We start from the raw sequence: 12,177 nt of genomic DNA, 5'->3' as shown, positions 1-12,177 counted from the left end.
CCATAACAGATCAGCAGCTGTTCTAGGAAGCGGACGGCTTCACCAGAATCACCTTCTTTGAGAACTGGCATGTTGATAGAAGCAGCGGCGGGTTCCATGTTAGCTTGCATGGTTAATTTCTCCAAAATTTAATGCGTGGTTGACAAGAATTGCAAATGGTTGATGACAACTTAATTAGCACCCAGATTCGGCGAGCAATTCGTTCCAAGTCTTCTGTCCAACAATTCCATCGACCTTCAACCCACGGCTTTTCTGGAATTTTTTGACAGCGGCTTCGGTTTTTGCCCCAAAGATACCGTCAACGGTTACAGTGTAGCCATGATAGTTCAGAAGTTCTTGCAGGTATTTGACATCATCGCCTTTGCTACCGAGACGCAGAGTTGGTAAAGAACGAGTTGCTTCGACTTGATCGACTGATTGCATTTTTAATGCCTCCAGGTGGTGTTTGTCTCTACATTTCAAAGGTACTTTTGTTTGTCTCTGTTCCGCAGTACCCCAGTAGGGTACTTTTGCACCCCAAGCTTTTTCAGGTTTATTTTTGGCAAAAATACCTCAAACGGGTGAAACGGTTGCCAAAAAAAATTGTTCAAATGTAAATAGGTTCCTACACTTCGCCTTGACAACGGTCTATTGATTTGTAGAAAGCGACGAAACAACAAGCGATCGCCTTCTGCCAACCAGTTCCCGTGCTGAGGGTAGGGTCTGCGATTCGGACAATCGCTCTCACTTTTCATCTCTATGCAGAAACCAGAAACCCGGTTTCTCTAAGAAACCGGGTTTCTTTTGTTGACAAACCCGGTTTCTTGAGTTTGAGATCTCACACCAACGTCTTACGACAATTCGCTCAATTCACGCCAAGTCTTCGGCCCGACAATGCCATCTTCTTTCAATTTACGGGCTTTTTGGAAAGCTTTCACCTGCGCTTCTGTCTTCGGCCCAAATTGCCCGTCTACTGTTGTAGTAAAGCCTTGAAAAGTCAACAGCCGCTGTAGAATTCGGACGGCATCGCCTGCGCTACCTTTTTGCAGCATTGGCAGACCAATGGTTGCTGTTGCTTCAGTCATAGTAAATCCTCTCAGAATGCGTTTCAAAACTTCATAGGATACTCACGGTAGAAGCCACCCCTGAACGGTAGAAACTACTCCTGACTCAACTTTAATTTAAGTCCTTAAGGGCTTGGTCTATTCCAACCTATTCTGTTTACACCCAATTTTGTTGTTATCTGAACAGCCTGTACAGTTCCGCAGCGAATGGAATAGATATCTTTTAAAACTAGGGTCGCTTACCCTTAACTCAAGTATCGCACTTTTTTCCAGGTTTGTACATAAATAAATGTTAAGTTTAGCTTGGTAAAAAAAACCGGATTTCTAGGTCAAGAAACCCGGTTTCAGTTGACTCGACTATCCTAGAAACCGGGTTGCTGCGTAGATCTTTCGTTTTTCATAGAAACCCGGTTTCAGTTGATTTTTTTCCCCGCTGGGATCCTAGCCAATCCCATCAATCACTGGATGGAAGTAGAACGCTAATCCCAAGACTGTATAAGCGGCTAACAGCAGCGTACCCTCTAGCCAATTCGAGCGCCCATCGGAACTAATCGAATTGGCAATTAACACGGATACAGTTACAGCCACCACTTCAAACGGGTTGAAGTCTAAATCCATTGGTTTTCCCAACAGCCAACCTGCCAGAACCAAAACGGGAGCGACAAACAAAGCAATTTGCAAGCTCGATCCTACCGCCACGGAAACTGACAGATCCATCTTATTTTTCATCGCCACGGTAACGGCGGTGGCGTGTTCAGCCGCATTACCCACAATTGGAACGACGATCACCCCGGTAAACAAAGCGGTCAACCCCAAACGGGCTGTAGCTTCTTCTAGGGTACTGACGAGCAGTTCCGACTCGACGGCTACCATGATGGTGGATGCCAACAGCACGCCTACCCACAACCACAAATTAACCTCGTGTTGCGGGGGTTCTTCGGGGGCAAGATTCGCTTCGGCTAATTCTTCGGGTTCCATTTCTGCTATCCCCACATCGTAAAGATAGGTGTGGGTTTTCATGGAAAACAGCAGCGTTAGCGAGTACACCAGGATTAAAACGATCGCCACCCCATCGCTAAGACGCTGAATCGTGACTTCACCAATTCCAGAGGAGGTGTAATTCATCGCTGTCGGTAGCAAAAGGGCAATAACAGCCAAGTTCATCGCCGAAGCATTGACGCGGGCGACAATTGGCTGAAATTCCTGCTCTTTGTACCGCAGTCCTCCCAAAAGCATGGCAAGTCCCATCACCAAAAGCAAGTTGCCGATAATCGAACCCGTAATGCTTGCTTTCACAACATCGATTAATCCGGCGTTGAGTGCAACTAAGCCGATAATCAATTCGGTGGCGTTGCCAAAGGTGGCGTTTAAAAGCCCGCCCAGGGAGGGGCCGAGGACGACGGCGATTTCTTCGGTAGCAGTACCCATCCAAGCCGCTAAAGGCAGGATAGCCATCGCGGAGGTAATAAAAACGACCAGCGGCCCCCAATGCAAGAACTCAGCTGCAAGGGATATGGGGATGAACAGCAAAAGCACTAAGAAGATATTTTCTTTGGTCAGCATTCAATGTCTGTTGTCGTTTGTTCAAATTCATTGTCTATTGTCAGTGGTTAGGGGTCGGTTGTCAGTAGTAAGGAGTACGCAGCGGCAAAGAGTGCCTTCGGTGAATCATCACCTGCATTCCTTACTACAAACCCCCCAGAGCTTGTCAACCGCATTTACGAAATTTTTACAAATTGTCTTTATTTGCTAAGTTTTCGGTCAAAACTATTAAATACCGTTAAAAATATCTTGGTTTCTATCAAAATCGTGATTAAATTGACAATAATGCCAAGTCATTATTTTTGCTGGTAAATGCATTCAGATCTCGGCTTGGTTATAGGGGCGCGGGTGCTTTGTCATTGCTACAGGAGTCACAAGAGCAATTGAAAGGTTTTGATTCCCAGCGATAATTGTGCGGCCTTGAAGGCTTTTGAGCCAGCGCAAGGCGGTTTTTGATTGTTTTTATTGTTTCAAATTGGACGCTAGACTATGAATGCTTACGGTAATGTGCCAGCTTCCTTAACTGAAGAATTAGGAAGTGTTGCTCCGTTAACGCCCGTTACAAATCCGAGGACTGAGTCGCTTGCAAAAACGGGCGTTTTCGTGACTGTCCACGGTCATTTTTACCAGCCGCCGCGCGAGAATCCCTACTTGGATGCGATCGAACGCCAGCCGAGTGCGACGCCTTTCCACGATTGGAACGAGCGCATTCATCACGAATGCTATCGCCCGAATGCGTTTGCCAGGATTTTGAACGAAAAAGGCCAACTCGTGGGCATCGTAAATAATTACGAGTATATGAGCTTTAATATCGGCCCGACGCTGATGTCGTGGCTGGAACGGTATGATGTGGAGGTTTATCAGCGGATTCTGGAAGCAGATCGCAAAAGCACCATGCGGTTGGACGGGCATGGGAATGCGATCGCGCAAGTATACAATCACATCATCCTGCCCCTTGCCAACGAACGCGATAAATACACCCAAATTCGCTGGGCTAAGGCAGATTTCCGCTCTCGCTTCGGGCGCGATCCGGAAGGCATGTGGCTGGCGGAAGCAGCGGTAGACTATCCCACGTTAGAAGCGTTAATTGCAGAGAACATCCGCTTTATTGTTCTGGCACCTTCCCAAGCGTTGCGCTGTCGTCCCATTGCTAGTAAAGAACAGCCAGCACCCCACTGGATTGAAGTTGGCGGATCCCAGATCGATCCGACGCGCCCCTATCGCTGTTTCTTGCCGGGAGGCGAACGCACAAAAGACTATATCGATATCTTCTTCTACGATGGGCCGATCTCCCGGGATCTCGGCTTCGGCGATGTCCTCAACAGTACCCATCACCTAGCAGGGCGAATTGGCGGCGCCATCCAAGCCAATCGTACTAGCCAACTGATTGCCGTCGCGACTGATGGGGAAACCTTCGGTCACCACAAACGGGAAAAAGAACGCTGTCTCGCCTATGCGTTTACTCAAGAATTTCCCCAGCGCGGTTGGTCTGTAACCAATTATGCCCATTACCTCAGCATGTTTCCCCCGACTTGGGAAGTCGAACTCAAGCCGGTAACCGCTTGGAGTTGCGCCCACGGCGTCGGGCGGTGGCAAGATGATTGCGGCTGCGGCGCGCAGAACGGCTGGCATCAAAAATGGCGGCGTCCCCTGCGGGATGCACTGAATTGGCTGCGCGATCGCTTAATTGAAGTGTACGAACAAGTCGGGAGCAATTTATTCCGCGATCCGTGGCAAGCGCGGGATGAATATATTAAGGTGATACGCGATCGCTCAAAAGCTAACGTCGAAAGTTTCCTCCAACGCCACTGCATCCAAAAACTCACCCACGCAGCAGAGATCGACGCGCTGCGCCTTTTGGAAATGCAGCGCCACAGCTTGCTGATGTTTACCAGTTGCGGCTGGTTTTTTGAAGAACTCTCGCGCCCGGAAGGCGTGCAAATTCTCCGCTATGCCGCCCGCGCCATCGAATTGGCTGGGGAAGTTGCAGGGGTACAGTTGGAAAAAGAGTTTATCCGCCAGTTGAGTTTTGCACCCACCAACGTTGACCAATACAAGAACGGTGCTGAAGTTTACCAGGAATTGGTCTTATCCGCGCAAGTTAGCTTAAAGCAAGTCGCCGCGCACTACGCGATTTCTTCCCTGTTCACCGCCTATCCCACAGAGCATAGGGTATATTGTTATACCGCACAGCAAATCGATTACCAACTGCAAAGCATGGGGCCGCTGAGTTTAGCGGTAGGTCAATTGCAGCTGGTATCGGAAATTACCTGGGAAAGCGAACATGTAGTTTTTGCCGTGCTGCACTTAGGGGGATGGGATTTCCACTGTTGCATTCAACCGTTTGCAGGGCGTCGCGCCTACAGCGAGTTGAAACACGAGCTATTTGAGGCGATCAAGCACGCTGGTGCGGCACACACGATTTTGGCAATGCACCGGCTGTTTAAAGATGCAGATGGTGGGGCAACGCACCCCTATAGCTTGCAAAACTTGTTTGCCGAAGAACGGCATCGGATCATGCGGCTGTTGAGTCGGGAAACCCTGAAGCGATTGGATCAACTTTATACACAGGTGTACAGAGATAACTATGCAGTTTTGATGGCGTTTTACCGGGATGAATTGCCAGTACCGCCAGAGTTGCAAGTAGCGGCAGAAATGGCATTGTGTCATCGGGCACTAGAGGCAGCGCGATCGCTGGAACGGGATATGAGCGAGATCGATGGTGGAAGTGAAAAAGGTTGGATTCAACTGACAGAATTAGAAGCGATCGCCCAAGAAGCAAAACTGTTCCGCTGTCAACTGAATATCCCCGAAGCAAAGAAAACTTTAGAGCGGATTATCTTGCGATCGCTTTGGCATCTGCTGCACGACTCGAATCCTACTACCTTGGAAGCCGACGTGCAACGCATCGAGCGCACGATCGAAGTAGGACAAAAGCTAAACCTGGGATTATCCCTTGACCGCGCTCAGGAGATCTACTACAGTTGCCTCAACCACCAAATTATGCCTCAGTATCTCCAGGCTGGGTTAAATTGGTCACCCGCTCAAGGCGACGTATCCTGCCGCGTAGATTTGCTGCAAATGCGTCCGTTACTGCGGTTGGCTCAAAAGTTAGCCGTTAATATCGATGCTTGGTTGAACCAATTGGTTTAAAGCAAAGAAACCCGGTTTATGGTAAAAATCAGACATCTACAAAGAAACCGGGTTTCTGGTAATAGGTAATTGGCAGAAAAAACAACCAATTACCTATTACCTATTACCCATTACCAATTACCAATCTCTAAAAAGAATAAACGCGTCCTTGTTCATCAATATAGACAGACTTATCCGCTCTAGCTAATCTCCCAGCGCGGCGGATGCGGACAAAGACTTGGTTATCGGTCGGGTTGGCATTGTAATCGTATACCAATTCATCGCGGGCGTAAATATTTATATTGGCAATATCAGAGATGCGGCTAATATTACTGACGCTGATATTGGCGGTGCCGCCAGGAGGCAAGACACTTTCCGGTGCGGGAGTCAGACTATAGCTGACCGGAATATCTGCCTGATTTAAAAGAATAACCGTAATCTGACGGTTGGGGTCAACTTGTGCTTGGGGTTGCCAAAACCCCGGTGTGAAGCTGTTGGGACGTTTGTTAGGTTGGGAGAAAACGATAGTAGGAGTAGCTGCACTGATGCTGGCAATAAGTGCTATAGTTGTCAGTATTTTGGGTTTCATATCTGACCGTTGTTAACCTCGACAGGGTAAAGTTGAATTTTCTTTACTACTTTAGTATGTTTTTGCCAGCGCGATACGCCTCCCTTCCGCTTCGCGAACGCTGAGTCATCAAGTAATTTTTTAGCGCGCGCGATCGCGCTGGCAGCTAATTTTAATTCAAATAAATTTTGGGTAATAATTGATAGATCGTGGCTGATGAAGATGGCAGAATGAAGAATGTTTGAATCCTTGAAGAAGCGACTTAATTAATCGGGATATCGGAGATACTTTCGTTTCGGAGTTTGGCTGAAATTAACTCGCCTTTGTAGAACGACCCAGAAGTTGTGCAGATTTTGCCGCAACCCTGGCGCCACAAAATATACCAGGAATTACGCAAATCGAGCCAATCACCTTTGTTTCTGCGTAATATCATGTCGGTTGAATTGCCCATAATAAAAAAACCTCACCGCGTCGTTGCATAGGGAACATCATAGATATCTCGGACAAACAGATAACGTTAATAATGTTCCCTACTCCTAATTATGGGTAATCGACCGGACATGATATAAATCTCTGGTTGCCAAACCAACGATTTTTCGTATAAACCCGGTTTCTTTGCGTAAGTCCTGTCTGCCAAAGTGAGTTTTATCGCTCTCCTTTGCCCCCAGATTAAGATAGAAGTATAGAAACTAGAGTCGGCAAGATTATGCGATCGCGCAAGCTCTGTGGGAAAAAACCAGTTATCGGTCACTTACTGCTACTGGTGACAGCAGGCGTCGCCTTGTTGGGTGGTTGTTCGACGCCTCCTAAATCAACTTCGGTTCCAGAGTCCACACCCGAAGCGCCTAGCAATTCAGTCAGTGCAGCTAATAATAACAGTCCTCCGGTTGCTGCTATCCCCGCGACGCCTTCTAACTTTGTGGTCGCCGTGGTGGACAAGGTGGGGCCTGCCGTGGTAAGAATCGATGCAGCAAAGACGGTAAGAAGCAGAGTCCCAGAAGGTTTTAGCGATCCGTTTTACCGCAGATTTTTTGGCACTCCAGATGCGCCACCTGCTGAGCGGACGGTGCGGGGAACCGGATCGGGCTTTATTATTAATGCTGAAGGTCAGATTTTGACCAATGCCCACGTCGTGGGTGGTGCCGATCGGGTATTGGTGACGCTCCGCGATGGTCGCGAATTTGAAGGTAAAGTTTTAGGCGATGACCCCGTGACGGATATCGCAGTTGTTAAGATTCCAGCGAGTAACTTGCCCAAGGTTGCTTTGGGAAATTCGGATCGGTTACAGGTGGGAGAATGGGCGATCGCTATCGGCAGTCCTCTGGGTTTAGATAAAACTGTAACCGTAGGCGTAATCAGCGCTACAGATAGAACGAGTTCCCAAGTCGGCGCACCCGATAAGCGCATTGGTTTTATTCAAACCGATGCGGCAATTAATCCCGGTAATTCTGGCGGCCCTTTATTAAATGGTCGCGGTGAGGTAATTGGTATTAATACGGCTATTATTGGCGGCGCCCAAGGGTTAGGTTTTGCCATACCGATTAATCGCGCCCAACAGATTGCTCAACAGCTGATTGCGACAGGCAGAGTCGAACATCCTTTTTTAGGCATTCAAATGGTGACGCTCTCGCCTGAAGTTAAAGAAAGAATCAAAAATGCTACTGATGGCAAATTAATTGTAGCGGCGGATCGGGGAGTGTTAGTTTTAAGGGTGGCTCGTGATTCTCCTGCTGATAAAGCTGGAATTAAGCCTGGAGATGTGATTCAAAAACTGGATAATCAGGATGTTACGACAGCTGACAAAATTCAGCAAGCGATCGAAAAGCGTAAAGTGGGCGATCGCTTGCCGATCGAATACCAACGCGATGGGCAAGTTCAGCAGGGGGAAGTCGAGCTTGGGGCGCTTCCTGCCCGCCAACGTCGTTAGTTTTAGGATACGGTTAAGTTAAGCGATCGCATTTCACAACCTAATCTACCTATGTCTGAAATCCTAGAAATCATTCAATTAGGCAATCCCATCCTACGCCAGCAAGCTAAACCCATTGACAATCTTGCCGATGAGTGCATTCAAACATTGATAGATGAATTAATTGCAACCGTCGCCAAAGCGAACGGCGTTGGAATTGCAGCACCTCAAGTTGCTGAATCTTATCGCTTATTTATCGTAGCATCGCGTCCAAATCCCAGGTATCCCAACGCCCCAACAATGGAACCGACGGCGATGATCGATCCTCGAATTATTGCTCATTCTACCGACATTGTAAAAGGTTGGGAAGGCTGTCTCAGCGTTCCAGGGATTCGAGGATTAGTTCCCAGATATCAAGCAATTGAAGTTGAATATACCAGCCGGGATGGCAAGCTGCATCGGCATGAATTAACTGATTTTGTCGCCAGAATCTTTCAACACGAATACGACCATTTAGATGGAATCGTATTTATAGATAGGGTGGAAAGTACGCAAGAATTGATGACTGAGCAAGAGTATCAACAGCGAATTGTACAAAGTTAGAACTGATAATATATCATATCAAGTCCGGTTGCATCTGAATCATTAGACTTTTTGCTTTCAATCCCGTTTGTTGTAGGGGCACGGCGTCAGTAAGTTTTGTCGCAAGCATAAAGTTCCTCGGATGCCGTGCCCCTACAATACTTCGTGTACTTCGCACCTTTGCGGTTCGTTAAAAAACCGCGTTAGCGTTCGCTAACGCTTGCGGATGCGCTTAGGGATTCAAGGGTAGCGAATTAGACGCGAAGAACACAAAGAAATGCTTCGATTTCTATATCCTCTCCAGTGCTTGAATTCCCAGCAAAGATAATCCTAGTTGTAGCGTTCGAGCCGTTAAATCGCACAACATCAATCGAGATGTCCGCACAGGTTCTTCTGACCAAAGGACGGGACATTGCTCAAAAAACTGGTTGAACTTTTTGCTAAGTTCATACAGATATTCACAAACGCGATTTGGAAGCAAATCTTGTTCGACGTTACTGATAACTTCACCAAGCTGTAATAAATGTTTAGCTAGTACTAATTCCTCTTTTTCCTGCAACAGAATCTTGGCATCTGCTCCCAAATCCTTAAAATCAATATCACCTTTGCGGCTAATTCCCTGAATCCGCACGTAGGCATAAAGTAGGTAAACAGCAGTATTGCCCTGAAGAGCAACCATTTTGTCGTAGCTAAAGATATAATTGCTGATGCGGTTCAGACTCAGGTCAGCATACTTGACCGCGCTAATGCCAAAAACTTGGGCAACTTGAGCTTTGTATTCTTCAGATTCCTCACGGTTTTCTTTCTTGAGGCAGTCTTCGAGAACAGCACGAGCGTGTGCGATCGCTTGAGCGAGCAAATCTTTCAGTCGCACCGTTTCCCCAGATCGGGTTTTCAGCTTTTTCCCATCTTCTCCCAATACCAAGCCAAAGGGAACGTGATCTATCTCGACGTTATCTGGAATCCACCCAGCTTTTCTTGCTACTTGCAACACTCCAGCAAAGTGGTTTGCTTGACCAGCATCGGTAACATAGATAATCCGATCTGCCCCATCTTTTTGAATCCGGTAGCGCAGTGCTGCTAGGTCGGTTGTAGCGTAATTGTATCCTCCATCAGACTTTTGCACAATCAATGGCAGAGGCTGACCATCTTTGTTAGTAAATCCTTCTAGAAAAACGCACTTAGCCCCTGCATCTTCTACCAACAAACCTGCCTTATCCAAGTCTTCTACAACTGCTGGCAACAACGGATTATAAAACGATTCACCCCGTTCTGTTAGATGTATATTGAGACGGTCATAAATAACTTGAAACTCTCGTCTAGATTGTTCGCACAGCAACTGCCACGCCCGCCGAGAATCTTCTGCCCCTGCTTGCAGCTTCACTACTTCTTGTCTGGCTGTTTCTTGGAATGCCTCATCTTCATCAAACCCCTGTTTAGCCTTTTTATAAAAAGTCACTAAATCGCCCAAATCCAAAGCATTGGCAGTTGTCAAAGCTTCCGGGCAAACTTCCCGCAGATAGGCAATTAACATGCCGAATTGAGTTCCCCAGTCACCTACATGATTCAACCGCAGGACATCTTCACCTTGAAATTCTAAAATTCGGGCAATGCAATCTCCAATAATAGTCGAACGCAGGTGTCCGACGTGCATTTCCTTAGCAATATTGGGGCTGGAAAAATCGACAACTACCCGTTTGGGATTTTTTGCCAGTGCGATTCCTAAGCGAGAATCTGTTTGAATTGCATTTAGCTGCGCTTCTAGGTATGCCGGTTTTAGGGTGAAATTGATAAAACCTGGCCCTGCTACAGAGGGTGTTTCGCAGATGTCAGAAACATCTAGATGCTGGATGATAGTTTCTGCGATCGCGCGAGGCGGTTTTCCCAGCTGCTTAGCCAGGGACAAAGCTGCATTTGACTGATAATCGCCAAACTTGGGGTTACTAGCAGACACCAACATGGCGTCTACCCCAGCATAGTCAGAGCCAAAGGCTGCGACTAGAGCTTGTGCAAATTGATTTTTGAGTTTTTCGAGAGTAGGGTTCATTGGGGTTTGGCGGCAGAATCAAGCAGGGTACTGCTCTATTCCATCGTACTAACATCTATGTTCATGCTCAAATCTAGCCAAGTTGAGCGAGTAATCGGGGCGCTGCTGGAAATGTAGTCTACGCCAGTTTCGGCTACGGCGCGAATCGTTTCCAAGGTAATGTTGCCCGATGCTTCAATTTTGATCCGGTTATTGGTGGCGCGAATCGTCTGCACGGCTTGGCGCATCAAATCGAGGGGCATGTTATCCAACATGATGATATCAGCACCGTGTTCTAGGGCTTGTTGTACTTGCTCCAGGGTTTCGGTTTCCACTTCAATCGTGAGAGGATAGGGGATTTTGCCTCGGATGCTGGCGATCGCATTCCCAATACCCCCCGCCGCCTCGATGTGGTTATCCTTAATCATCACCGCATCATCCAGTCCCATTCTGTGATTCACCGCGCCTCCCACTTGAGTCGCGTACTTTTCTAGCAGTCTTAGCCCTGGGGTTGTTTTGCGAGTATCCACCAGTTGCACGGGTAAATCTGCAATTTTCTCTACATATTGACGGGTGAGAGTGGCAATCCCACTCAGCCGCATCACCAAGTTTAAAGCAACCCGCTCCCCCATCAGTAAAGCATCTAAAGGCCCCTGAAGGCGAGCAACTACATGCCCTTTCTGACAAGGCTGCGCTTCAGGCACCTGGGAGACAAAGCTAACCTGGTGATTCAAAAGCTGAAACACTCTTGCGGCGATGGGTAACCCAGCAACGATACCAGGTTCTTTGGCTATCAACTTGGCTTCTCCCACGCCGACGCCGGTGGTGAAGAGCGATTGAGTTGTGCGATCGCCCCTGCCAATATCTTCTATCAGCCAACTCTGTAGCAGGGGGTGCAGCACTATATCCGGGGGTAGATTGGCGATCGCAGTCACAGCTAAAACTTTTTTTGCGAGTTTTTCTAGTCTTCCACGACTAATCTACCCCAAATTCCTTGTCACAAGCGACTTTCAGGCTTTAAAAAAATTTTTGGCTTTGGGGGTTGACAGACCCTTGTGGAATTGTTAGATTAGTAAAGCGGTCGAGAGAAAGCCTAGCGCAAGCAAAAGCTAAAAGCTCTCCAGCGCAACGAACCAGGAAAAAAGCATAGTTTGAAAGCAAAAACCAAACAAGCCTCGCAAAAAACAAATTAAAACAGCCGGGGCGAGAAAAACGCAACGGCAGCCAAAAAAAACTTTTCGCAAATACAACGGAGAGTTTGATCCTGGCTCAGGATGAACGCTGGCGGTCTGCTTAACACATGCAAGTCGAACGGGGTAGAAATACCAAGTGGCGGACGGGTGAGTAACACGTGAGAATCTAGCTTCAGGTTCGGGAC

At 47.6% G+C, this 12,177-nt stretch carries 11 protein-coding genes and 1 rRNA gene; 4 read left to right on the top strand and 8 right to left on the bottom strand.

Going from position 1 to position 12,177, the window contains the following annotated elements:
• Positions 1-174: 174 nt before the first annotated feature.
• From MiSe_RS43465 to cax, 4 genes are all read right to left on the bottom strand, one after another.
• On the bottom strand, positions 175-423 hold the full coding sequence (locus MiSe_RS43465; protein ID WP_226592583.1) for a peptidoglycan-binding domain-containing protein: 249 nt from the start codon (positions 421-423) through the stop codon (positions 175-177).
• Positions 424-604: 181 nt separating this feature from the next.
• Positions 605-727, bottom strand: coding sequence for a hypothetical protein (locus tag MiSe_RS51645; RefSeq protein ID WP_264196975.1), 123 nt, complete (start codon positions 725-727; stop codon positions 605-607).
• A gap of 103 nt (positions 728-830) precedes the next feature.
• A complete protein-coding gene (locus tag MiSe_RS43460) occupies positions 831-1,064 on the bottom strand; it encodes a peptidoglycan-binding domain-containing protein (protein ID WP_226592582.1) in 234 nt (77 codons plus the stop codon).
• A 420-nt stretch (positions 1,065-1,484) separates the two neighbouring features.
• Positions 1,485-2,606, bottom strand: a complete 1,122-nt coding sequence (gene cax / locus MiSe_RS43455) for a calcium/proton exchanger (protein WP_226592580.1) — start codon at positions 2,604-2,606, stop codon at positions 1,485-1,487.
• A 468-nt stretch (positions 2,607-3,074) separates the two neighbouring features.
• On the opposite strand from cax, the gene MiSe_RS43450 reads away from it, so the two are divergent.
• On the top strand, positions 3,075-5,738 hold the full coding sequence (locus MiSe_RS43450; protein WP_226592578.1) for a DUF3536 domain-containing protein: 2,664 nt from the start codon (positions 3,075-3,077) through the stop codon (positions 5,736-5,738).
• Positions 5,739-5,865: 127 nt separating this feature from the next.
• Here the strand turns inward: MiSe_RS43450 and MiSe_RS43445 are convergent, their stop codons facing one another.
• A complete protein-coding gene (locus tag MiSe_RS43445) occupies positions 5,866-6,306 on the bottom strand; it encodes a hypothetical protein (RefSeq protein WP_226592576.1) in 441 nt (146 codons plus the stop codon).
• Positions 6,307-6,991: 685 nt separating this feature from the next.
• Here MiSe_RS43445 and MiSe_RS43440 point away from each other — a divergent pair.
• A complete protein-coding gene (locus tag MiSe_RS43440; RefSeq protein WP_226592575.1) occupies positions 6,992-8,212 on the top strand; it encodes an HhoA/HhoB/HtrA family serine endopeptidase in 1,221 nt (406 codons plus the stop codon).
• Positions 8,213-8,263: 51 nt separating this feature from the next.
• On the top strand, positions 8,264-8,794 hold the full coding sequence (gene def, locus MiSe_RS43435) for a peptide deformylase (protein WP_226592572.1): 531 nt from the start codon (positions 8,264-8,266) through the stop codon (positions 8,792-8,794).
• A 13-nt stretch (positions 8,795-8,807) separates the two neighbouring features.
• Here the strand turns inward: def and MiSe_RS43430 are convergent, their stop codons facing one another.
• The 3 genes from MiSe_RS43430 to nadC all read right to left on the bottom strand — a co-directional run bounded on the left by MiSe_RS43430 (position 8,808) and on the right by nadC (position 11,734).
• Positions 8,808-8,951, bottom strand: coding sequence for a hypothetical protein (locus MiSe_RS43430; protein WP_226592570.1), 144 nt, complete (start codon positions 8,949-8,951; stop codon positions 8,808-8,810).
• A gap of 111 nt (positions 8,952-9,062) precedes the next feature.
• Positions 9,063-10,820 (bottom strand): arginine--tRNA ligase, encoded by a 1,758-nt coding sequence (gene argS, locus MiSe_RS43425; RefSeq protein WP_226592568.1) that lies wholly within the window; start codon positions 10,818-10,820, stop codon positions 9,063-9,065.
• Positions 10,821-10,855: 35 nt separating this feature from the next.
• Positions 10,856-11,734, bottom strand: a complete 879-nt coding sequence (nadC, locus tag MiSe_RS43420; RefSeq protein WP_226592566.1) for a carboxylating nicotinate-nucleotide diphosphorylase — start codon at positions 11,732-11,734, stop codon at positions 10,856-10,858.
• A gap of 311 nt (positions 11,735-12,045) precedes the next feature.
• Between nadC and MiSe_RS43415 the strand changes: the two genes are divergently transcribed.
• Positions 12,046-12,177: ribosomal RNA gene (locus tag MiSe_RS43415) — 16S ribosomal RNA — on the top strand; the annotation flags it as partial.

It is taken from the genome of Microseira wollei NIES-4236 (assembly GCF_020521235.1).
Taxonomy (GTDB): Bacteria; Cyanobacteriota; Cyanobacteriia; order Cyanobacteriales; family Aerosakkonemataceae; genus Microseira; species Microseira wollei.
This window is presented reverse-complemented; position numbering and strand designations above follow the sequence as displayed.